Origin of the sequence: Leeuwenhoekiella sp. H156 (genome assembly GCF_052218455.1) — a bacterium.
Lineage (GTDB): Bacteria > Bacteroidota > Bacteroidia > Flavobacteriales > Flavobacteriaceae > Leeuwenhoekiella > Leeuwenhoekiella parthenopeia.
Window position 1 is genome coordinate 3,112,964 of the sequence record NZ_CP197499.1, and the last position, 24,207, is coordinate 3,137,170.

A 24,207-nucleotide genomic window follows, 5' to 3' on the forward strand; every position below is an offset into this window, starting at 1 on the left:
AAAGTTGTCTCTAAGGGATAAAAAGCGCTTTGCGTAGGGGGAAAGAATAGAGGCTAGGAAATAATTATCTAGCTTCAATAACAAATTTAAAATCTATCTACTTATGGCAAAGATTAAGCACAATAATTTTTTGGATTCGGTTGACGATGTGATGGTACGCGCCAAAGAAGAAGGGGTACTTCATTTGTATGCCAGCGGTAGTACCCTTAGTGGCAGGTATATGGAGATTGATGGGACAAAACACTATCACTTTGGTACTACCGGTTATCTAGGGCTTGAGCAGGATCCCCGCCTTAAAGAAGCAGCCATTCAGGCCATTCGGGACTGCGGGACTCAGTTTCCACTTTCCAAATCTTACATCTCGCATCCGCTGTATGAAGAACTGGAGCAGCAAATGGCAACTATTTATAATACCCCGGTAATTATTACCAAAAACAGTACCCTGGGGCATCTGGCGGTTTTGCCAGCAGCCGTGCGCGATGAGGATGCCGTTATTCTGGATCATCAGGTGCATTGGAGTGTACATCACGCTACAGAGGTATTGAAATCGCGCGGCATCCCGGTAGAGATGATCAGGCATAATAACCTGAACATGCTCGAAGAAAAACTCAGGGAATTGGGGCAACGAGCAGAGAAGGTTTGGTACCTCGCTGATGGGGTATATTCCATGTACGGGGATTTTGCACCGATTGACGAACTGATGGGTCTGGTTAAGAAATACCCGCAATTGCATCTGTATTTCGACGATGTTCACGGCATGAGTTGGAAGGGTAAGCACGGTAGCGGGTATGTAATGAGTGTGCTCAAGGAATTGCCCAAACAGGTCTTGCTAATAGGTACCTTAAGCAAAACCTTTGGAGCAAGCGGGGCTACTGTGGTTACTACAGATCGCAAATTGTATTCCCGGATTAAGAACTTTGGAGGTCCGCTTACTTTTTCCGCACAATTGGAACCGGCTTCGGTGGCCGCGGCAATCACTTCTTCAAAAATTCATTTATCGGATGAGATTTATGAACGGCAGCAGGATTTACAAAACCGGATAAGCCATTTTAACAGGTTGCTGTCCCAGACCGATTTGCCACTAATCGATCACAATGATTCCCCGGTACATTTTATTGGCACGGGAACACCCGCCACGGGTTATGAACTGGTTAAACTGATGATGCAGGATGGATTTTACACCAATCTGGGTATTTTTCCTGCAGTACCTGTTAAGAATACCGGAGTACGCATCACCATTTCTACCCATAACGAACTTGAGGATATAACCGGCCTGGTGGACGCCTTGTCCATAAACTACAAGCTGGCGCTCGAGCATACGCAAACTTCCCTGCAACGGGTGCGCAGGGCTTTTAAACTACCCGAGGCTAAGGCATCTGATACTCTGGATGCCTCAAAATATACCGGCAGGTTTCAGGTCAGCCTGGAATCGACCATTACAAGCATTGATAAGCAACTGTGGAATACCTATATGGGAGGGAAGAGCATATACGATTGGGAGGGTCTTAGATTATTGGAAGAATCGTTTGGCGGCAATGAAGATCAGGAAAACAACTGGGAGTTTCGGTATGTAGTTATTCTGCACAATCAGGAGCCTGTACTCATGACTTATCTTACGTGTGCGCTGTGGAAAGATGATATCTTTTCTAAAAAAGAGGTATCTGCATATCTGGAAAAAGAACGTAAGAGGAATCCCTATCATTTAACCTCCAGGGTCTTGAGTCTGGGATCGCTTATCACCGAAGGCGATCATCTATATATTGATTTTGATCATACCGATTGGCTGGAAGCTTTAAACGTGTTTTTCCGTGTACTGGAAGATCTCGAACGGGAGTTTCAGGCTGAAATGATTGTGCTTCGTGATTTTAGGAAAGACAACCCTTTGCATAAACATTTTAATTTACAGGGCTTTGTGCGTATGGATATGCCCGAATCTGCCCGGTTTGAACAATTTGACTGGGAGAGCAGTGCTGATTTTATAAGCAGTCTTAGTAAAAAGTCACGCGCCCATTTTAGAAAGGATATCGCAACTTTTCAAGAGCACGTTGATGTTCAAATACGCCCTTCATTAAATCGGGTGGAATTAAGACGCTGTTATAAATTATATAAGAAGGTTAAAAAAGCCAATTTGGGCCTCAATACCTTCACCTATCCCTTTCAGCTATTCCAGAATATGAACGCCCATAGTGCATATGAATTCATTGTACTCTGTAATGATGACGACGACAAATACCGATTGATCTTAGGCGTAATGTTTTGTTATAAATCGGGTAAAACCTACGTGCCGAATCTAATTGGTCTCGATTATGAATATGTCAACGAATATGGGGTCTACAGGCAATTGCTTTATCACACGATTTTAAGAGCGAAGGAATTGGGGATGGAACGTATTGATTTTGGAATGACCGCCGGTTTTGAGAAGCGGAAACTGGGAGCAGAAGTTATTGAAAATGTGAGTTATGTTCAGGTCAGGGATAATTACAAGCTGGAATCACTGGGGGTTTTACAGGGAGCTACTGATAAATTAAGCTAATACATTTGAAAGCATGTCGTCATTTGGGATTTGGATATGGATTTGTACACTTGGTTTTCCGCAACAGGGAGTAGCTGATACCGAAAAGTTACACCACCCCGATGTGCATGCCAGCTACTACCAAAACTATCTTAAAGGTTTGAGCATCCCAGAACTGAGAGCGGCTTATGATGATGAAGCCGTAGCCTTCCGGCAGCAAAGGCTGATTGCGGAAGCCTATCTCTATAAAGCCCGATTGGCCAAAGACAGTTTTGAAGTGGCACGGGCTTTTGATTTCGCTGCCCGTTTATACGATACCGAAACCAATTTAAGCTACGCAGACAGTGTCATTCTGTATTCCCAAAACTGTGGGGATTATACCTATCCTGCATTGGGTTATATGCTAAAGGGCTATTATTATTACGAAAGCGGAGCTTATGTTAAATCGTTAAAAGCCTATTATAAAGCTTATGATTTGGCCCGATTGAATCGAAATCGAGAACAGGAGATTGAGATCAGTCAGGCTTTAGGAGCCTTTCAAAATCGATGGGGTAATTATAGTAAGGCTATTGAAATCTATGAGAATCATATCGCTTATCTACAATCACGGCCTGATTTTGAAACCGAATATTTGGAAGATTATTTAATCACCCTACATAATCTGCAACTGGCTTATCAGCGCGCGGAAGAGTATGAAGAGGCAGACCGACTTATCGAAATCGGATTGAACAAAACCTTGAGTACTCCCGACCGGCTGTTCTTTTATGATTTTCTGCATTCCAACGGGGTCAATGAATACTATCTAGGTCATTTTGAAAAAGCGGAACGGCTTTTAAAGGAGGCTTTACCGGCAATCTCGGAGGACCTTTCTGTGGTCTCGGTTTCCTATTACTATCTGGGACAGATTGCTAAAAAAAGCGGTGATAACTCTTTAGCCTATGACTATTTTAAAAAGATCGATTCGGTTTACTCACTAAATCAGGAAGTATATCCGGAGCTTAAAGGAGTCTATACTTATTTGATTGGTTATAACAAGAACAGGCAGAATCCAGACAAGGAGCTGTATTATACACGGAGGGCATTAGCAGTTGATTCAGTTATCAACGCTAACAAGCTTTTTGTAACTGACAGCTATCTCAATCAGGTAGAAAAACCCAGACTTCTGGAAGAAGTAAATTCTGCAAGGAAAGCGTTACAAAAGAAGTATCGAAAACAAATTTTGGGGTATAGTTTACTGGTGCTGATGGTCCTATTCGCCGGTCTGTTTATAAGCTCGAGATCCAAGCGTAAACAGCTCTTTTTATCTCAATCAGCAACGTCTGTGGTAGGTAAAAGATTCAGTAACGATGAAGAAGTAACGGAGCCGGTTCTTACCGAAGAAATTAAGACCGTATTGCTGCACCGATTGCAAAAGTTTGAAGAGGGGGAAGCCTTTCTAGATCCTGAATTAAGCCTTTTCGGACTAGCCAAAGATCTGAACACCAACTCAGCCTATCTCTCACGGGTAATCAATGAAGTTAAAGGCATAAATTTTTCCAATTATATCAATGAATTACGGGTACAACACCTACTCAAAAAGCTGGAGGATGATCCCCAGCTTCAATACTATAAAATACAGGCTTTGGGTGAAGAAGTTGGTTTTAAACGGGCCTACTCGTTTTCTAAAGCTTTTGAGCGAAAAGTAGGGGAGAAACCTTCAAACTATTTAAAGCAATTACGATCTGTAGAAAGCTGAATACTATTTACTTAGGTAAAATAAATGATTAACAATTACTATTAATTAAATACCTTGTATTATGAAACAACCCAATTTAAAATCCTTTGAGAAATTCAGGATTGAAAATCCCAAGACTATCTTAGGTGGATTTGCAGACAAAGGTCCCATACGCAGGGACAAACTTAAAGTACCTAAGCACGGTCTTTAAATTTAGTTTTAATCAGCCCCGGAGCTACCGGGGCTTTAAAACCCGAACTGATGAAGTATATATGGCTTCTTACTTTCCTTTATTTCCCACTCCATTCGTATTCTCAAAAGCGGGTACAACCCAAATTACACTATCCCGCGATATATTCTAAAGATGTTCAGGAAACTTATTTTGGAATAGAAGTAACTGACCCTTACCGGCACCTGGAACAACTGGAGCAGGAAGAAATCAAAGGCTGGTATGAAGCTCAGGCAAAGCTGGCAGATACGGTATTAAACAACATAACCGGACGTAATCTCTTATTGGATAAGTTTACAGATTATGGAAGCCGGGCTGCTGCGCATGTTTCAGACGTTAAAGTCTCGGAGAGCGGAAGGTATTTTTATTTAAAGCGCAATGCAGAAGAGCAATATGCATCTTTATACTATCGGGACTCCTATGAAGCCGAAGAAAAGCTGTTGTTTGATCCTAAATCCTATGATTATGATACCAACCATACTATAAGCTATTTTAAACCTAGTTGGAAAGGAAATAAGGTAGCTGTAGCACTTACTCATTCGGGATATGAAATATCAGAAATCATTATTCTTGATCTCGAAAAAAATTACCGTTATTCTGAAGTTCTACTTAACGCGTGGCCTGATTCCTTTTTAGGAATCAGTTGGCTGCCGGATGATACCGGTTTTCTATTCCTACAGTTTTCATTTGGTGAGGACGGCTCTGAGTATACCGAGACGGTACTGCATAGCTTAGGGAAACCGGCAGATTCTCTGGTCTCTGTTTTTGGTACTAAAACCAAAACGAATTTAAACCTTACCGATGAAGTTTATCCCATTGCAACTATTGATTCCAAAGATGCTGAATATGCTGTAGGTTATTTGGCGACTGTAGATAATTTCTGGGACGCTTACATAACGCCTATAGCCGATCTTGAAAAGGGTACACCCAATTGGAAACCTTTTTATACTAAAGAAGATCAGGTCTATACCTCAGAAGGTCAGTTTTACAGAGATAAGTATTACTACCGCACTAATAAACTTAAGAACACCAATACGATTAATAGGGTACCGATTCTAAACCCAGATTTCAAAAATTCTAAGCAGTATGCCGATTCAGAATCAAATGAAATCCTAGACTCTTTTGTAGTAACCGAAAACGGGGTTTGTTATACTACCACTAAATATGGCACTCAGGCCAGTTTATATACCTCTGATGGTTTTAAAAGAGATTCCATAGCCTTGCCTTACAAACCGGGGGCCATTGAGCTTTATCAAACTCAGGCGGGAAGTTCGGACTTGTGGATTAACCTGTCGGGCTGGACATCGGAAAGTGACCGCTATCATCTGGATTTAAAAACAAAGACTTTAACCACTGAGCCTCTTACAACAGCGGCTAGTTTTGACGAGTTTAATGATATAGTCAGTAACGAACTATTGGTAAAAGCGGATGATGGGAAGTATATACCGGTGTCTCTGATTTACAATAAAAACCTCACTCGTGATGGTACTCATCCTGCTTTATTCTACACTTACGGTGCGTACGGTACTACTATTTCTCCTTTCTTTTCACCAATTTTTCTAAGCTGGGTAGAATTAGGTGGTATTCTCTGTATACCTCACGTAAGAGGGGGAGGTGAAAAAGGGGAGGAGTGGCACCTGCAGGGAATGAAACTCAATAAATGCAACAGTTGGAAAGACCTGATTGCTGTTACCGAATATCTAATTGATAAGGGATTTACAGCTCCGGAAAAGACGGTAATTTATAGTTCGAGTGCAGGAGGAATAACAATTGGAGGAGCACTAAATGAAAAACCCGAGTTGTTTGCAGCAGCAATTGCTGAGGTTCCTGTTATGAATCCCTTTAGAAGTGAGAACCGGGATGATGGTGGAGGCTCTAATCAGGATGAATACGGAAGTATAAGCGATTCTTTAGGTGTTGTTGGATTAAAGCGGATGGATCCATATTTAAACATACGTAGCACTAATTATCCAGCAGTATTGATAACCGCAGGCGACAACGATGCACGAGTGCCGTTGTGGATGCCCGGGAAGTATGTTGCCCGGCTTCAGAATAGTTCCACTTCAAATGATCCGGTACTTTTTAGCATTCATAAGGAATCCGGCCATCAGGGAAGCTCAGAAATATCACAGATGTATCTGGAATATGTAGATGTATTTTCTTTTGCGTTTTGGCAAACCGGCCATCCCTTATTTCAGTATCATAAATAGCTTAACGATCGAGTAATTGCTTGAATTGAATAAATAAACGCTCTAATAATCTTAAGTCTTCCGTAATGATTTCTGCAGAACCCGGCATTTCCGGTTTGTAATCAATAGGTTTACCATAGGTGGTGACTAAGGAATCCGGGAGACTCACATCAATGATGTAGTTCTGTTCTTCGTCAGGTAAGGCCGAGACACTTCTTATGGTACCCTTCAGTACTCCAAATTCATTTTCGGGATAATTGGCCAAATTGATGTTTACAGTCTGGCCTGTTTTGATTTTACCTGAATTCTGAGCCGGAGCGGTGAGTTTCGCTAAATAGCCTTTGCTGTCATTGGGAATTACCGTAAAAATAACATCACCCTGATTGGCGGTTTGGTTTGTATTCCAATAATTCATAAAAGTTACTTTTCCAGGCTGTTCTGCTTCTAATAGATATACATATTTCCAATCTTTTATGCTCTTTTTGAGTTGATTAAAGGACTGAATCAACGCTTTAGAAAGCGATAACGATTCCCTAGTGCGGTTGATGTCTGTAGACCGTGAATTTGAACTCGTAGCATTGATTGCGTCTCTGAGCTGAGAGCGTAGGTTGATTAGGTTTTCGTAATTACGCTGGGCCTGAAGAAATTCAATTTGCCTGGTTTCGTATTCCTGTTCGGCAATGACGCCTTTATCATAAAGCGTATTCATACGTTCCAAATCATTCTCTTTAAACTCCAGCTCTTTCTTATTGATGCGTATTTGAGATTCTAAATTAGAGACCTGAAGCTTTAATTCGGATAGCTTCAGTTGCTGAGCCTTGGCTTCATTAGAGTAGGGGCGTAGGTTTTTGTTTATCGAATAGGAAATATAGCTATTCTCAAAATTGGCATAGGCCTGCTCAACTTCACCCAGGAAGAGCAGCGGTAAATCATCTATTGGAAAGAAGAATTCATTTTCAGAAACTTCCATAGTGTCCAATAGGGAGTCCAGGAATACAATATCGGAATAATTAGCAGTGTTTTCCAATAAGGCTAAAGGTTGTCCTGAAAATACCTGCTGATTAGCTTCTACAAAAATACTGTCAATCCTGGACGTTGATCTAGCATAGATTTTCTCAGCAGGGTTTTCAGTAGTTAAAAAAGCAGTAGTTTGAATAATGTCCGGGTATTTGATAAACCAAGCCATCACTAAAACTATTACGATAAGACTCAAAAATAAAGTGTTACCCCATCTAATCATCCAGTTAGGAACACGGGTAAGGATTTCCTGAACCTCTTCACTACGCAATTCAATATTTTCAAGTTTTTCCGGCATCTTATTTTCCGAGTTCGAGTTGATTTTTTACCAGATTATAATAGGACCCTTTTTGCTTAATGAGTTCGTGATGATTTCCAATCTCAATAATTTTTCCCTGATCAAGCACGACGATTTGGTCTGCATGACGAACGGTGCTTAATCGATGTGCGACCACAACTACGGTTCGATCTTCAAAAAATGAATTGAGTTTTTCAATTATTGTTTTTTCATTATTGGCATCTAATGCAGACGTGGCCTCATCAAAAAACAAATATTTGGGATCCTTGTAAACTGCCCGCGCGATTAAGAGACGTTGCTTTTGACCTGTACTTAAACCTACGCCTTCCATTCCTATCTTCGTATTGTAAGATAAAGGTAAAGACTCTATAAAATCTTTGATGTTGGCAATATCAACAGCTTTAGCCAGTTTATCTTTATCAATGTAGTCTTCACCAATAGCTATATTATGGGCTATGGTATCGTTAAAAATATAGCCTTCCTGCATAACTACTCCACAAACAGATCTCCAGGTTTTTTGAGATACATTTTCTAATTTGTGTGCTGCCAGAAAGACATCTCCTTCAATGGGGGAGTAGTATTTCATAAGTAGTTTGATGAGCGTAGATTTACCACTACCGCTCACCCCAACGATGGCTGTTACTTTTTTTGCAGGAATCAAAAGATCTAAATTCTCAAGAACCAATTTGTCAGAACCTGTATATCTGAAAGAGACGCGCTGTAATTTCAAGTCGGAATCGTAATTGATGTCACTGATCTTTTGAGTAGTATTCTCTTCGTTTTCTTTATTGTGAATTTCACCTAGTCGGTCCAGCGATATCTTAGCATCCTGATACTCGCGAACAAAATTGATAAGTTGAGATATGGGAGAATTGAGTTGTCCTACAATGTATGAGATGGCCAGCATCATACCCAGGGTGATTTCGCCCTTAATTACCAAAGTTGCAGATAAAACTGTAATAAGAATGTTTTTAAGCTCATTGATAAAATTTGACCCAACTTGTTGGTACTGTTCTAATGCCAGACCTTCCACCGAAATTTTAAACAATCGGGCCTGTAAAAACTCCCATCCCCAGCGTTTTTGTTTTTCAGCGTTATGCAGTTTGATTTCTTGCATCCCATTGATCAGTTCAATGGTTTTGCTTTGCTCTTGGCTAACCTGAGAAAATCGTTTATAATCCAGGTCAGCACGTTTTTTAAGGAAGAGTTTTATCCATAGGAAATATAAAATACTACCACCAAGAAAGACAACAAAAATCCAAAAATTATAATAGGCTAAAACGATACCGAATATGATCAGGTTTACAAAAGAGAAAAGTACATTTAAGGAGGAAGAAGTAAGTATCCGCTCAATCCGTTTATGGTCATTAATGCGTTGTAATATATCCCCGGTCATCTTGGTGTCGAAGAATGCGATGGGTAGATTCATTAATTTGATAAAGAAATCTGAAATCAACGATATATTAAGTCGTGTGCTCAAATGTAAAAGAATCCATCCTCGTATAACTTCAATGGCTGTTCTGCCCAGAAATAAAAATATCTGTGCGATTAATATCAGATAGATAAATTGTATGTCCTGATTTCGTATCCCGACATCAACAATACTTTGCGTTAGAAATGGGAAAATAAGCTGTAATAAACTTCCCGCAATTAAGCCAATAATCAATTGGACTAAAAATCTTTTGTATTGAAGGAGATATTTTGAAATAAATCCAAAGCCAAACTTGGAATCCTCTTCAAAATCGGAATCATACAACTTTGGGGTAGGTTCGAGTAATAATGCTATACCTTCCTCGGTGTAGTCGTCTGCATTATTACCTATCCAAGATTTTATAAAATCTGATTTTGAATATTTTAGAAGTCCGTGAGCTGGGTCAGATATGTAAAAAATATCGTTCTTTATTTTATAGAGAACGACATAATGATTTTTGTTCCAATGAAGAATACAGGGTAGGGGTGCTTCTTTAAGCTTCTCTAAATTGATACGGACGCCAATAGACCGGAATCCAATTTGCTCAGCAGCTTCACTAAGAGATAAAAGGTTACTGCCAGAGCGAGTGGTTTCACTTATTATTCTTAATGACTGGATTGAAATACTTTGACCATAATGTTTGGCTATGATTTTAAGGCAGGTGGGACCGCAGTCTTTGGAATCAGGTTGCCGGTATGTTGGGAACTTTTTCAAACCTTAATTATTACTATTAAATATAAGGTTTAATGCATTGATAATGAGTTAAAATGATTAATTGTAAATTACATTTATCTTCTCGAAGAACCGTAAGTAACAACGTAAAATAAATACTATTTCAAATCTCTTAGGAGCGAAGTTACTATTAGTTGACTATAGACTTAACAAACCAAAAATGGAGTAGAAGTCTACATTGTGCTCAGGTGAAAATTCAAGCAGTAAGCATCATTACTCCAAAAGAGATATATCTGATTTCTCTAAAATTATGGATCGTATGGTTGAAGATTATCTTAAAATTACCCTTAATTTATAAATCAAGAGCAGTTAAGTCCTAGAATTAAATTGGCTTTATTTAATTTCGAACTTTTAAATAGCTTTATGATTTATTTAAGGATTAGGTTAATTACTTTTTTGGCTTGTTTTAGTTTTTGTGTGTTTTCATCATGCACTACCTATGAGCGCATTCTGGCTACACCACAATCGACACCGTTAGAGCTCGGTATGGTTGGAAATCTGGACGCTACTTTGACGACGAAAGAGTTTCAAACCTTAGGAATCCCAAAATTGGGTGAGAAAATTCGTTTAACTCCAGTTTTTAAAACTTTTAACGGCTTAGACTACAAAGCCTATAAAAAACTTAGAAGACAGAGAGCCTTTGATTTTGAGATACATTACGTAGATAGTTTGCCCAATAAACCCCAATATGTTCGCTTGGAGCTTCAGGATCAGTCGGGTTTCCTGGAAGCAGTTAATGCCGATGAAAATGCGGAGCTTAAGCAACAGATTTTGATGAATTCAAACCCTGATTTGATTACCCGAATTGATTGGGTACTTTCTGAAAGGGATTTAGAACGAGTAAAGGCAGCCGATGCTGTTTTTCTGGGGCAAAATTATCAAAGCATACCACGTATAATAATCAGCAAGAACAATCAACTTTCTGAAGTATTGTTTTCTGAGGGACTGATATTGTCTTATGAGATTTCTCAATTTTGCTGGGGATTAGATAATCGTAATGAGCCAAAGCTGATGGCTATTGTTAAAAGCGGTAAGCCCTGTTCAGACGACCTTAGGCACGATGGGACGAAACTTAAAAAGGAGAAAAATTTATTTAGCTACTAAAACACGACCATTTTGAGAATAATTTTGATTTTTATATTAATTGGGTTGGTGTCTTGTGAGGAGATTGTAAGTGTCGCTGATATTTCACAAGATGAGGTAGTCGTTTTAGCACCTCAAAATGAAACGGTCTTGTCTAGCAGCAATGTTAACTTTAGTTGGGATCCGGTTGCTTTTGCAGAGGCTTATTCTATTCAGGTTGCAGCACCAGATTTTCAGGTTGCCAGTGAGATTTTGTTAGATACAATCGTAGTTGATACCTCTTCGAACACAAAGTATAATATAATGAAGACCTTCCAGCCTGGAAATTACAGTTGGCGTATACGGGCATCGAATTCAGGATATACGACAATTGCAAGTGTTCAAAAGTTTAGCGTGTCTGAAGATGCATCTTTAATTGGTAAGCAGGTGGTTCTTAATTCTCCAGAAGCTGATATAGAATTTACAACTCCTAGAGTAACATTTAATTGGGAGTCTCTTGTAGAAGCAGATGTATATCGCTTTGAACTTCTAGTAAAAAATAGTGAAGAAGTATTAATTTCAGATATATTTTTAACGACTTCCTTTGAATATACATTTGAGAATTCGGGTTCATATATATGGAAAGTGCGTGCGGAAAATGATCGGGAAAATACCTTGTATTCCGAGCGAGGCCTTGAAATTAATTTAGATTAAATGACAAAGAATAAAATTAAAACCTATGCACTTTCTATTGTGGTAATTGCCATATGGAGTGTTATAGGATATCAAATTTATTCTGCCTTGAACCCTTCAGATAATCCATTCATAGTGCCTAAAGCCCCCACTGAATTTAAAAGTGAACTTGGGAATCAAAAAGAAACTTTTAATATACTTAATAATTACCGTGATCCTTTTCTTGGAAAGCTTCCCGAGAAAAAAGACAAGCCTGAAGCAAAACTGACATCGATGCCTGTAGTTAGGGATACTATAATTTTTCCTGTTATAGAATACCGTGGAACGGTACAGAGCGCCGAAGCCAAGCAGACTGTTTTTTCAGTATCTGTAAACGGTACAGAAGCCATTTTAAGTGCTGGTGAGAGTATACAAGAGGTTACCTTAGTCAGGGGTAATGCTAGTGAAATTAGTATTAGTTTTAAGGGTAAGCGTAAGGTTATTAAAAAATAGTGGGGTTACGGGGCTTACATAAAATTAAAGCAGGAGCCCTTCAATTTACATTGTTAATTGGAGTCTTAATTCTTTTGATGTTGAGTTCTTTTGTGTTGTTGAGTTATACACATCAACGTTTTAGATCTCAAAATAGCTTACTTGAAGAAACTATAAAGAATGCAAGCAAAGGCGTCTATTATGCACTTCAAAGAGATCGGCAATTTACAGAATACGATATAGTATTTAAAGCTCCGTATTTTAAAGAGTTTGAGGAAGTGCAGGTTTCTGCTACTTCCTGGGGCATTTATACCCACGTAAAGAGTGTTGCCTCATCTAAGAATTACACCTTTGAACGCAATGCTTTAATAGGAAGTAAAGGTCAGAAAGAAAATAGGAATGCTTTGGTATTAGCCAACACTTTTTCTCCTTTAGTATTGGTAGGGACTAGTACGATAATAGGTGACGTAACGCTTTCTGAGTATGGTGTGAATCCCGGTAGTATAGGTAGTACTTACTTTATTGGCAACACACTCGTTGATGGAAAAATAGAGATTGATAATTCGGAGACTTTACCTCAACTGCAAGGACATTTTATCAGGGAAATTGAGCGCTTAAGGAAGAGTCTTCCAAATAAATCAGGAAATATAATACGCTATACTGGAAAACCTAGATATAACTCATTTAAAGAGGAAACTAAATGGATCATTGATTCCCGAGAACTCACCCTAAACGATACAATTACGGGAAACATAATAATTCATTCGGATACAAAGATAACAGTAGCTCCTGATGCTTACCTTAAAGATGTAATTTTAGCTGCACCTGAGGTGATTATACAATCAGGAGTGGAAGGGAACCTTCAAATTTTTGCTTCTAAATCAATAGAGATCGGAAATCAAGTAAATTTGAATTTTCCAAGTGCATTAGTTCTGGTTTCAGAAGCCAATTACAGTACAGAAGCTGATTCTGAAACCAGTATCTCAATTAAAATCGGAAGTGAATCTGTAGTAATGGGGAGCTTGGTCTTTTTAGGCGATCAACCCAATTTTAATTATCAACCGGAGGTATTCATAGATAAGGGGGCATCCATATACGGGGAGATTTATTGTGAGCAAAGCTTGGAATTAAAAGGGAATGTATATGGTTCTGTTTTGACTCGTACTTTTGTTTCCCGAGAATTTGGTTCGGTTTACCGTAACCACATTTATGATGGGACAATTAACAGTAATATCTTGACATCAGAGTTTTCTGGATTGCATTTAGATTCCACAACTAAAAATGTAGCTAAATGGGTCTATTAAAAAAAGTTCGAAGTTCTACCCTAATAGAAACGCTGGTAGCAACCGTTTTAATACTTATAATTTTTGTCATTTCCAGTATGATTTTAAATAGTTTATTTCGAAACCATGTTACTGCCAACACGAATGATATTGAAATGAGACTTAACACTTTAGAATATCAGTTGAATAGCGGTCAGTTGGATTTACCTTATATGGAATCGTATAAAGATTGGGAAATAAGTTTAAAACGTTTAGATGAAAAACCTTTAACGGTAGAGATCGTTGCTCAGCGGGAAATGTCTAAAAAGCAAATTAATAAAATACTACCCTATGTTGAGTAGGCAGCGGCTTAAGGCTTTTACTTTAAGTGAAATGTTGGTTGTACTAGTCATTACTACTATAGTTGTGGGCCTTGCATTTGTAATCCTGAATTTGGTGACCAAACAGGTTAACCTCATTGAATCAAATTATAGCGAAAACCAAAAATTCGATAAGCTTGAAACAGCATTATGGATCGATTTTAATTCTTTTGAATACGTTTACTATAATGAGGTTGACAGTGAACTCTCATTTTCAGGAATGAATAGAAAAGCGACATATGTATTTACATCTGAATACTGTATACGGAACAGGGATACTATACCGGGAGGATTTCAAGTACAAGCATTTTTTTTGGGGAGAGAGCTTGAAAATGGATTAATTGATGCAATAAAGCTTGACCAAAACGATCGGGAGTTGTTTGTCTTTAAAAATAGTGATGCATCCCTTTATATGAGTGAGTAGGTCATGGGAATAAAAATAGAGCCAGTACAAAAAGTTAAAAGCAATCGTTCTCAATCTTCTACGGAGTCTATCTTTAAGAAGGAAATAATTGTTTTCAATAAACCATTTGGATCCAAAAAGAAAGAGGCCTTTTATGTTGAATTGAGCTTGCTTCTTAAAGCAGGAGTTCGGTTAAAAGATGCTTTAAAGCTCTTAGCCAATTCTCAAAAGAAGAAATTTGACCAAAACCTCATTTATAGTCTAATTGAACGCATTGAAGCCGGTAAAGATTTTTCGGAGGCCGCTAAAGAAAAAAAAGAGTTTTCAGACTACGAGTACCATTCCTTAAAAATAGGGGAGACTACAGGTACCTTGGATCAGGTTACAGAAGCTTTAGGTGATTACTACATTCGAAGAAATGAACAGCGGCGAAATTTGATTAGCGCTTTAACTTATCCTATTATTGTTTTGAGTGTGGCAGCGCTTTCAGTGATTTTTATGTTGCGCTTTATCGTACCTATGTTTCAGGAAATTTTTAAGCAAAACAACGTCGAACTTCCTTTAATAACCAAATTGATTGTTAGGGTTTCTAATGTTATTGGAGATTATGGAATACTAGTGCTTTTAATAATTACAGCCCTTTTATTTAGTAGAAAGCTTTACATAAAAAAGCAGGGATATCGCAGGTTTAGGGACCAGATAATATTGAAAATACCCTATATCGGTAATTTTGTGCGCAAAACCTATCTTGCTCAATTTACTCAGGCCATTTCTTTACTGGTAAGTGCAAAGGTTCCTGTTTTACGCAGCTTGAGTCTGGTGAAAAAGATGATACCCTTTTATCCTATAGAGCAGGCCCTGGGAAGAGTAGAGGAGCGAATATTGAAAGGGAAAAGTCTGAGTGCAAGTATGGCTGAAGAATCCATTTTTGATCAAAAGATGATTTCGCTTATTCAGGTTTCGGAAGAAACCAATCAGACTGATTTTATATTTAAGCGCTTGAATGAATTATACAACCAGCAGGTAACCCAACAGGCCAAAATATTTTCCACTGCATTAGAACCAATTATAATTATGATTGTAGCTGTGATTGTGGGCGTCATTCTCATTGCGATGTATTTACCGATGTTTGGGTTAAGTGAGGTAATTGGCTAACCAACATTTTTTGTATTACCCTGAATTTATAAATCAAGACTTGTAAAGCTTGATTTACAACAGAAAAATGAAGTTTTTTGGGTTCACAAATAATTTTAAAAAGTGAATTCTTTAAATCATTTAATCCTGTTTGTTTTAATGGGGTTTGGTAATCATTTATTATCACAAAATAAATTTCCAACCTACGGATACGTTGGAATTGGAACTGATAGTCCTAGTAGAATTTTACACGTTTATGGAGCTGGTCAAAAGGTCCTGTTTGGAGATCCAAATCATTCATCATCCCCCTCCTTACAATTCTTTACGGGTCATAATGATGGGTATAATTATATCCAATCTGGAGGTAGTAGCGCAATAGGTAATATTCGCATTACAAAGTTTGAAACGTCAAATCAAAATATCGAGAATTTCCAGATTTATTCAAATAAAAGTTTTTTTAACGGAAATGTAGGTATAGGTACAGCTAACCCCACACAGGCATTAGACCTTCAAGGTAATTTTCGAATATCTGGTAATACCTTATTTGGAATGTCTAGAAACACAGGTAACGGTATCTATTTCTTTCGTGATGGCGGAGCAAGTTCAAGTGGAGGGAATAGTTGGGGTCTTGAATTTAAGGATGTCTTTGATACGGGTAAACATCTATTTGGTCTAAAAACAAATGGCGAATTACGGCTTACCTTAACAGGGAATGGAAATGTAGGTATAGGGACAACAACTCCAGACTCAAAACTATCGGTTAATGGAACCATTCATTCTAAAGAGGTTCGTGTAGATATGAATTCCTGGCCGGATTATGTATTTGAGAAGGAATATACGCTGCCTTCACTTCGGGAAGTAGAACTTTTTATAAAACGCGAAGGACATCTGGAAGGAGTGCCAAGTGCTGAAGAGGTCAAGATGGATGGTTTGATGCTGGGTGAAATGGAAGCTAAACTCTTGCAAAAGATAGAGGAGCTAACACTATATATTATTCGGTTGGAAAAAAGATTGAATATTCATGAAAAACAAATAAAGCATTTACGTAAATGAAAAGAGTACTGATATTTATAATGTACGCACACTCCGCATTATTGACTGCGCAGAATACGGTTAATCTGGGTTTAAATTCAGGAACGGGTGGGCGTTTTGGAGTACATATAGGAGAGTCTGCTGGTATGGCATCTATATCTCCGCAGGCTCATAATAATACTTTTATTGGTTTTGAATCTGGTTTAAATAATACCACGGGTTTTAGTAATACCTTTTTAGGGTCACTTTCTGGAACTAATTTAGAAACCGGAGAGCATAACGTTTTCATTGGAGTTTCTGCAGGGCGTTATGCTACGGGTTCAAGAAATGTTATACTTGGTTCAGCTGCCGGCGTAAACCTTACTGGAACAGCAAACACTTTAATTGGAACAAGTGCAGGTAGAAGTACAACCTCAGCAAATAGCAACACGTTTGTAGGATATGATACCGGTTTTGGTAATACTACAGGATCTAATAATACTGCATTGGGCAGAAAAGCAAGTCAAAAAAATCAATCCGGTTCGCGAAACGTTTCCGTGGGGGAAGATGCCGGTTATTCAAACTTGAACGGTTCTAATAATGTAGTATTGGGGTATAAAGCTGGATATCTCAATACGGGGGGCAGCAACGTTTTTTTAGGATATGGTGCGGGTTATAATGAACTAGGCAGTAATAAATTATATATCGAGAACTCTTCTAATTATACCCCTTTAATTTTTGGAGATTTTAATACCGATGTTGTTGGAATAAATACTGCAGACATTCCCTCGGGCTATACGTTTGCGGTAAATGGTAAAACAATCACTGAGGAAGTAAAGGTGCAGCTACAAGCTGCCTGGCCTGACTATGTTTTTAAATCAGATTATGTCTTGCCAGACCTTAAAGATTTGGAATCATTTATTAATGCTCGGGGACATTTACCCGGAATCCCAAGTGCCAAAGAAGTTTCTGAGAATGAAGGAATAGAGCTCGGCGAGATGAATACACTGCTTCTTGAGAAAATAGAGGAATTGACCTTATATACCATAACTCAGGAAAAAAAGCTTAATGAACTCATTAATATTATTAAAACTCAGCAGGAAGAAATACACACTATTAAAAAACAACTAAATTAAGTATTATTACTATGAAATTTGAGGGCGTAATATTCTATAGCTTTTTGAGCTTAGCATCATTTGCAAATGCTCAAACCACTACCAACCTCGGGACTAATTCAGGGACAAGCGGCAATTATAATGTTCACGTGGGTAACAATGCAGGACAATCTTCTACCTCAGAATCAAGTTTTAATACGTTTTTGGGGTTCGAATCGGGTAAAAGTAACGTTTCAGGGGACTCCAATACCTTCATAGGAAATGGGTCTGGAATTAATAATAATTCAGGAAGTCATAATGTCTTAATTGGAGCGGGAGCCGGAAGGGATATTTTGGACGGGCAATTTAATACGGTCGTTGGTACAGCCGCTGGATTAAATTTGAATGCTAGTAATAATACTTTCTTAGGATTTCACAGTGGAATTAATACTACTACAGGGTCTTCAAATGTATTTCTTGGTTTTGATGCAGGCTACCGTAATCTTAATGGCTCTGACAATATTTACATTGGGCTTAGAAGTGCAAACAATAATACATCTGGTTCGCGTAATGTGATGCTCGGAAGAAATGTTGCACATAACAACACCTCTGCTTCCAACAGCGTGATGTTAGGGTATCAGGCTGGTTATTTTAGTCAAGGATCTGGAAATGTTTTTCTGGGTTATGAAGCAGGTCTTAATGAAACAGGGGGGTCAAAACTTTATATTGAAAACTCAAGAAATGATATCCCCTTGATTTTTGGAGACTTTGGAGCGAATGTCGTTGGGATAAACACGAAACAGATACCATCAGGGTATACTTTTGCAATAAAGGGTAAAGCAATCGCTGAAGAAATCAAAGTACAACTTCAATCAGCCTGGCCTGATTATGTCTTTAAATCAGATTATAATTTAAAGTCCCTTGATGAAGTAAAAGCCTATATTTCAAAAAATGGGCATTTACCGGATGTACCAAGTGAAACCACGGTAATAGAGTCGAATGGTATCGAATTGGGTGAAATGAACACTATCCTCTTGAAAAAAATAGAAGAACTGACCCTTTATCTAATTCAACAAGATGAACAGAATAAAAAACAACAACAGCTAATTGATCGGTTAACGAAGCAAGTAGCTATATTAACTAAGTCTTGAATTTTATGAAGTTTATTTTACTAACGTTTCTTTTGCTGACAAGCCTTATAGCTCAAAGCCAATCTACACCTATGTCGGGAAACAGTTTTCATTTATATGGGCCTAATTCTACCTGGAATGCCTATTTAAGAGTGGGCGGTAACGGAAATGATCCTAATGTTGCCTCTGTTGTTGCCACAAATGGGAACTTGCATTTAGACTCGAGAACAGGGTATCATACCTATTTAAATTATTATAGTGAAGGAAATACCTATATAAATGCAAAGGGCGGTAAAGTCGGTATAGGTACATCTAATCCCCTGGACAAACTCCATATAAATGGTAATATTAGACTTCAAGGCTCGGGTAATATTATCTACTGGGATTGGCCTGGCCGAGGTATTGAACAATTTTCTTCAGGAGGAATTAATCGAATGATTCGATTTAAAAATTCAATGGGAAGTAGTAATCCTGATGGAGGTTTTAGTTTCACAGATGATTCTGGCTTATCGGTATTAAGAATTAAGGATTACAAAGTTGGTATAGGCACTACTTCACCCGATGAAAAATTAACTGTAAAGGGCAAAATACATTCAGAGGAAGTCAGGGTCGATCTCTCCGTTCCTGCACCTGATTATGTATTCGAGAATTCCTATCAATTGCCAAGCCTTGAAGAACTTGAAAAATATATTCGCAATAACAAACACCTACCAGAAGTACCATCGGCCGATGAATTTCAAAAAGATGGTATATCTGTAGGAACTATGAATATGTTGCTTTTAAAGAAAATTGAAGAGCTTACCCTTTATATTATCAATCAAAGTGAAAAGATTAAAAGCCTGGAATTGGATAATAAGGAAATAAAAAAAATCTTGATGACTCATTAAGAGTTAATTAGTAGGAATTTCAAATCAATATATGATTTATCGGATATGAAAATTATTTTATACTATCTTCTATTTTTTTGTTTCATAGGAGAACTAATTGGTCAAACCACATATACTGGGGTATTTAGGTCTAATTTGAATGGAACAGATTACCATCATTTGGTTAGAAACAATTCTGCAGGAGCAGCACTCTATGTCAATCAAGTAGATCCCTCGGCAACTTCTAGAATCTTACAATTGTCATCTGGGACTGCTCAGCCGGCTCAAGGAATTAAATTTACGGTAATGGCTAATGGTCGGGTAGGAATTTTAACGGTTAACCCAGACGCAGAATTAACTGTTAAAGGAGATATTCATGCAGAGGAGGTTCGTGTTGATCTTTCAGTCCCTGCACCTGATTATGTCTTTAAATCAGATTATAAACTTAAATCTTTGGAGGAAGTTAAAAAATATATTGAAGAAAATGGTCATTTACCAGAAATACCTTCAGGCATTGAATTGGAGGACAAAGGTATAGCTGTAGGAGAAATGAATATGCTTTTGTTAAAAAAGATTGAGGAATTGACACTTTATCAATTACAACTTCTGGAAATAGTAAATAAGCAGAAAGAGGATTTATCTCGTTTAAAAAAGCAGATAGTAAATCCACAAACTAAACAAGAAATACATAATGAAAATTAGTTTAATCTATTCCATCAGTTTTTTTCTTTTTTTTATTAGTACGGTAAATGGACAGGCCACGCTCTTCGTAAGAGGGACTGGGAATAATGATAATTCTAAAATCAGAGAAGTAAAACTTGATGATCAGGTTTTAGTTAATAATACTGTTACGGGTGCAACTGTAAGTTCCCGAGGATTAAGCCTAACCATACTTGATGCAACTACTCAGCAACACATTTCATCATATAATTATGACACATATGGTAAACCAGCAGAATCAGAAGCGCTTGCTACAGCGTTAAATAATTTAGCAAGAGGACAGATAGGAATACTTTGCTCAAGAGATGCTTGGGAAACTAATATAACTGATAATTTACGGGTTGCAGCTAGAAGATTAGGACTTTATAAATTAGCCAATAGTAGAGGTGGCGGGCGAAAGCCTTATGCAGCATTATTTTATGGTGCAAATATTGGTCAGACCAATAATACAGTTATTGAAACAATGCAAAAAGCGCAGAGCGGGAGCAATTTTGCAATTATTTCGACTTTTTTAATTGAAGATGGATTCATTGCAACTAGTGCAAGTAATGTACTTCTAAAAGCTAATGGAAATTATGATCAACCAGGCTTGATTGTAGACGATAGTGGTAAGGTTGGTGTTGGAACAATAAATCCTGATGAATTAGTAACTGTAAAAGGAAAAATTCATGCAGAAGAAGTTCGTGTTGATCTTTCAGTCCCTGCTCCGGATTATGTATTTAAGGACTCCTATCAATTGCTTAGCCTTGAGGAACTTGAAAAATACATTCGCGATAACAAACACCTACCAGAGGTGCCATCGGCAGTTCAATTTGAAAATGAAGGTATATCTGTAGGAACTATGAATATGTTGCTTTTAAAGAAAGTTGAAGAGTTAACACTATATATAATCAAACAGGAACATGAATCTGAGCGGCAGGAAAATTTGATAGAGCAGCAGCAGCAACATCTTCAATCTATAAATGCCGAGTTAGCCCAGTTTAAGAAGCTAATAGAAAAATTCGGTGAAAATTAATAGCGATAATATATCCTGTATGGTCACAAAAGTTAAATCAGTTCTGGTACTGGGGTTATTCTTTTTAAGTCCTTTAGCCATTGGTCAGACCAATACACTTCCCACAACCGGAAAAGTGGGTGTGGGTACGGTAAGTCCACAGGGTACTGCTCTAAATGTTATAGGCAATGGTACTATAGGTCCTACAGATAATTTGAATTATTCATGGCTTTTAGTTGGTGAGGTGCAGCAGGGTATAGGAATGGATGATAACCAAATTACTCAGGTAGGCGACCAACTTTATCTAGCTGCAAAAACAGGAAGCATACGTTATAAAACAATGGGTTTTGATCGGGGTGTCGTAACTAATTCTGGGAATTTTGGTTTTGGCACAATAACACCTCTAGGACGTGTTGAGATCAGAAATACGGGAACAATAGCCGGAGAATGGCAGCCAGGCCGAAGTTTTTTACATATAAATGACGGGACCAATGCATTGATAATGGATCCTAATGAGTTTTATACTTCGACGACACTCAATATAGGCTCATCATCTAGTGATATAGTGGTATTTAGAGCTCTTGAAGCTCCGATTGCCCGAGACCTTATGACCATAAAACGAGATGGAAGTGTAGGTATTGGTACTAAAACCACAGGAGATCACTTGCTTGCAGTAGAAGGTTCTGTAGGAGCTCGTGAAGTAAAAGTTGAAATGTCAAGTTGGCCCGATTTCGTCTTTGACAAAGAATATAAGTTGATGCCACTTAAGGATCTCAATTTTTTTTTAAAAAGCAATAGGCATTTACCGGAAATCCCGAATAAGGAACATATTCTAAAGAATGGAATTTCCTTGGGGGATATGAATGCAATGTTATTACAAAAAATTGAAGAATTAACCCTGTATATTATCAATCAGAATGAGAAGATAGAAAATCTTGAATTGCAGAATAAAAATATCAATAATAGACTCTCTGTCTTATCTCATCAATCAACTCGAGAATAGATATTTCAAATTTCGTCTAGCTAATGAAACTTATCAAATGAAAATACCATCTTTAGTCTTAATATTGGCTTTTCCGGCATTATTATTCAGCCAATGGGATACCAATGGCGACAATAGTTCAAGCGGAAATTTAAAAATAGGATCTTCTACAAATGATAATATACCTGAGCTTACCATTGTGGGGCCTAATCAACCCCTTGGTGCTGGCAGTGCTCGGGATATCAATTTTGATTTTGCCGCAGCCGGTGAAGCCGTAATAAGAGCTTACCGTGGAGGATCTTGGGATACCTATCTTCAATTTTTGACTATGCCTTATAATGGGGGTAGCCCAAAAATAAGAATGCATATCGCAGGAGATGGAAGAGTGGGTGTTGGCACCTCTTCACCCGGTACCTCCTTTGAAGTAAATGGGCATATAAATTTAGGCTCTAACCTTTCGGATGCTGCTACGCAGAATAACAGTTATGGTAATAAATTGTATTTTCTGGGGGCTCATTTAAATACAGACCCCCTATGGATATCCAGATTCAATAGTAGTTATGATGTTTCTGAGTTAAGAGTTAACATCGGTGACAATCTGACCAGTCTGTCCGATAAATTTGTGGTAGGTACTACATATGGTAATTTGTGGCAATCACATTTCACGGTACAATCTAACGGATTTGTAGGTATTGGTACATCAAATCCGGACTCCCAATTAGCTGTGAAGGGTCTGATACATGCACAGGAAGTAAAAGTGGATTTAAACGGTGCAGTCGCTCCGGATTATGTTTTTAAGGAAGGATACGATTTATGGAGTATCAATGCAGTTGAAGCCTATATTGATCAAAATGGACACCTTCCTAACATACCGTCAGCCGCAGAATTTAAATCAGAAGGCCTGAATTTAAAGGAAATGAATTTGAAGCTTCTTGAAAAGATCGAAGAATTGACCCTTTATATAATAGATCAAAATGCGAAGATAGAGAATCTTGAATTGCAGAATGAGAAGATATTCAAATGGGCAGAAGGTGTAAAGATTACAAATTGAGTAGTAATAAAGCGAGAGTAATATTTAAAGATTTTGTAAATGAAATGTTTAGTAGTATTTTTTGGATTAATAAGCTCGTTTGCTTGTGGTCAAGTTACCGATACAGGTAATAGAGTAGGTATTGGAACGACCACACCTTCACAAAAACTAGATGTAAAAGGAAATTTACTTGTTGAAGGGAGCTCCGGTTTTTTAGGAACTTTTACAGCACCCACTAATACTTGGGCAGAACTATCCTTGCAAAATTTTAGCGGACCTAATCACACTGCTGTAAGAGCACAGTTTAAAGTAGAAGGGGGTAGGGTTGAAATAGGTTCAAGAACTATCAATCCGGTTCATTTTGGGGCAGGTGATAATAAAAGTCATTTGATAATCCTGCCCAATGGAAATATAGGGGTTAATACCCAAAGTCCTGACGAAAAGTTTGCCGTTAACGGGAAGATTCACGCAAAGGAAGTAAAGGTTGATCTCTCTGTACCAGCACCTGATTACGTTTTTAATGCCGATTATAAATTAAAAGGCCTGGAGGAGGTTAAACAGTTTATTTACGAAAACGGACACTTACCCGAAGTTCCTTCCGCAAAAGAATTTGAACAAAACGGTATTGAAGTAGGAGATCTGAATATGCTATTACTTAAGAAAATTGAAGAGCTTACTTTATATCTAATTAAGGAACAAGATCTGAATAAGGAGCTAATTCGGCGAATTGATAACCTTGAAAAAAGTGTAAAATAATATTAATTGAATAATAAGGTAATGTATAATTATGAGAAACCTTATTTGCTCAATCCA

General features: G+C 37.9%; 22 protein-coding genes. 20 read left to right on the forward strand and 2 right to left on the reverse strand.

The window, feature by feature from the left end:
• The first annotated feature begins 103 nt into the window (after positions 1-103).
• The 4 genes from ACSSS3_RS13385 (at position 104) to ACSSS3_RS13400 (ending at position 6,665) form a co-directional block, all read left to right on the forward strand.
• Complete coding sequence (locus ACSSS3_RS13385) at positions 104-2,533, forward strand: aminotransferase class I/II-fold pyridoxal phosphate-dependent enzyme (protein ID WP_442845037.1); 2,430 nt, start codon at positions 104-106, stop codon at positions 2,531-2,533.
• A 13-nt stretch (positions 2,534-2,546) separates the two neighbouring features.
• The gene (locus ACSSS3_RS13390; protein WP_442845038.1) at positions 2,547-4,247 is read left to right on the forward strand and encodes a helix-turn-helix domain-containing protein; all 1,701 of its coding nucleotides are present in this window, start codon (positions 2,547-2,549) and stop codon (positions 4,245-4,247) included.
• Between the two features lie 61 nt (positions 4,248-4,308).
• On the forward strand, positions 4,309-4,437 hold the full coding sequence (locus ACSSS3_RS13395; RefSeq protein WP_442845039.1) for a hypothetical protein: 129 nt from the start codon (positions 4,309-4,311) through the stop codon (positions 4,435-4,437).
• 50 nt (positions 4,438-4,487) lie between these two features.
• Positions 4,488-6,665, forward strand: coding sequence for a prolyl oligopeptidase family serine peptidase (locus ACSSS3_RS13400; RefSeq protein WP_442845040.1), 2,178 nt, complete (start codon positions 4,488-4,490; stop codon positions 6,663-6,665).
• A gap of 1 nt (position 6,666) precedes the next feature.
• Here the strand turns inward: ACSSS3_RS13400 and ACSSS3_RS13405 are convergent, their stop codons facing one another.
• Complete coding sequence (locus ACSSS3_RS13405) at positions 6,667-7,959, reverse strand: HlyD family secretion protein (protein WP_442845041.1); 1,293 nt, start codon at positions 7,957-7,959, stop codon at positions 6,667-6,669.
• A gap of 1 nt (position 7,960) precedes the next feature.
• The gene (locus tag ACSSS3_RS13410; RefSeq protein WP_442845042.1) at positions 7,961-10,144 is read right to left on the reverse strand and encodes a peptidase domain-containing ABC transporter; all 2,184 of its coding nucleotides are present in this window, start codon (positions 10,142-10,144) and stop codon (positions 7,961-7,963) included.
• Between the two features lie 345 nt (positions 10,145-10,489).
• Between ACSSS3_RS13410 and ACSSS3_RS13415 the strand changes: the two genes are divergently transcribed.
• From ACSSS3_RS13415 to ACSSS3_RS13490, 16 genes are all read left to right on the forward strand, one after another.
• On the forward strand, positions 10,490-11,266 hold the full coding sequence (locus ACSSS3_RS13415; RefSeq protein ID WP_442845043.1) for a hypothetical protein: 777 nt from the start codon (positions 10,490-10,492) through the stop codon (positions 11,264-11,266).
• A gap of 12 nt (positions 11,267-11,278) precedes the next feature.
• On the forward strand, positions 11,279-11,938 hold the full coding sequence (locus ACSSS3_RS13420) for a hypothetical protein (RefSeq protein ID WP_442845044.1): 660 nt from the start codon (positions 11,279-11,281) through the stop codon (positions 11,936-11,938).
• Entirely contained in the window at positions 11,939-12,409 is a 471-nt protein-coding gene (locus ACSSS3_RS13425; protein ID WP_442845045.1) for a hypothetical protein, read from the forward strand.
• Positions 12,409-13,692, forward strand: a complete 1,284-nt coding sequence (locus tag ACSSS3_RS13430; protein WP_442845046.1) for a hypothetical protein — start codon at positions 12,409-12,411, stop codon at positions 13,690-13,692. Before ACSSS3_RS13425 ends, ACSSS3_RS13430 begins: the two co-directional genes overlap by 1 nt.
• Entirely contained in the window at positions 13,680-14,012 is a 333-nt protein-coding gene (locus ACSSS3_RS13435; protein ID WP_442845047.1) for a hypothetical protein, read from the forward strand. Before ACSSS3_RS13430 ends, ACSSS3_RS13435 begins: the two co-directional genes overlap by 13 nt.
• A complete protein-coding gene (locus ACSSS3_RS13440; protein ID WP_442845048.1) occupies positions 14,002-14,454 on the forward strand; it encodes a prepilin-type N-terminal cleavage/methylation domain-containing protein in 453 nt (150 codons plus the stop codon). The genes ACSSS3_RS13435 and ACSSS3_RS13440 overlap by 11 nt, the downstream gene beginning before the upstream one ends.
• Before the next feature lie 147 nt (positions 14,455-14,601).
• On the forward strand, positions 14,602-15,588 hold the full coding sequence (locus ACSSS3_RS13445) for a type II secretion system F family protein (RefSeq protein ID WP_442845049.1): 987 nt from the start codon (positions 14,602-14,604) through the stop codon (positions 15,586-15,588).
• Positions 15,589-15,690: 102 nt separating this feature from the next.
• Positions 15,691-16,620, forward strand: coding sequence for a hypothetical protein (locus ACSSS3_RS13450; RefSeq protein ID WP_442845050.1), 930 nt, complete (start codon positions 15,691-15,693; stop codon positions 16,618-16,620).
• Complete coding sequence (locus ACSSS3_RS13455; RefSeq protein ID WP_442845051.1) at positions 16,617-17,714, forward strand: hypothetical protein; 1,098 nt, start codon at positions 16,617-16,619, stop codon at positions 17,712-17,714. The genes ACSSS3_RS13450 and ACSSS3_RS13455 overlap by 4 nt, the downstream gene beginning before the upstream one ends.
• Before the next feature lie 11 nt (positions 17,715-17,725).
• Positions 17,726-18,823: a hypothetical protein gene (locus tag ACSSS3_RS13460; protein WP_442845052.1), complete on the forward strand. Its 1,098-nt coding sequence runs from the start codon at positions 17,726-17,728 to the stop codon at positions 18,821-18,823.
• A 5-nt stretch (positions 18,824-18,828) separates the two neighbouring features.
• The gene (locus ACSSS3_RS13465) at positions 18,829-19,689 is read left to right on the forward strand and encodes a hypothetical protein (RefSeq protein WP_442845053.1); all 861 of its coding nucleotides are present in this window, start codon (positions 18,829-18,831) and stop codon (positions 19,687-19,689) included.
• Between the two features lie 45 nt (positions 19,690-19,734).
• A complete protein-coding gene (locus ACSSS3_RS13470) occupies positions 19,735-20,370 on the forward strand; it encodes a hypothetical protein (RefSeq protein WP_442845054.1) in 636 nt (211 codons plus the stop codon).
• Complete coding sequence (locus ACSSS3_RS13475) at positions 20,360-21,403, forward strand: interleukin-like EMT inducer domain-containing protein (RefSeq protein ID WP_442845055.1); 1,044 nt, start codon at positions 20,360-20,362, stop codon at positions 21,401-21,403. The genes ACSSS3_RS13470 and ACSSS3_RS13475 overlap by 11 nt, the downstream gene beginning before the upstream one ends.
• Before the next feature lie 19 nt (positions 21,404-21,422).
• Positions 21,423-22,385, forward strand: a complete 963-nt coding sequence (locus ACSSS3_RS13480; protein ID WP_442845056.1) for a hypothetical protein — start codon at positions 21,423-21,425, stop codon at positions 22,383-22,385.
• Positions 22,386-22,422: 37 nt separating this feature from the next.
• Positions 22,423-23,415 (forward strand): hypothetical protein, encoded by a 993-nt coding sequence (locus ACSSS3_RS13485; protein WP_442845057.1) that lies wholly within the window; start codon positions 22,423-22,425, stop codon positions 23,413-23,415.
• Positions 23,416-23,454: 39 nt separating this feature from the next.
• Positions 23,455-24,150 (forward strand): hypothetical protein, encoded by a 696-nt coding sequence (locus ACSSS3_RS13490; protein WP_442845058.1) that lies wholly within the window; start codon positions 23,455-23,457, stop codon positions 24,148-24,150.
• The last annotated feature ends 57 nt before the right edge of the window (positions 24,151-24,207 follow it).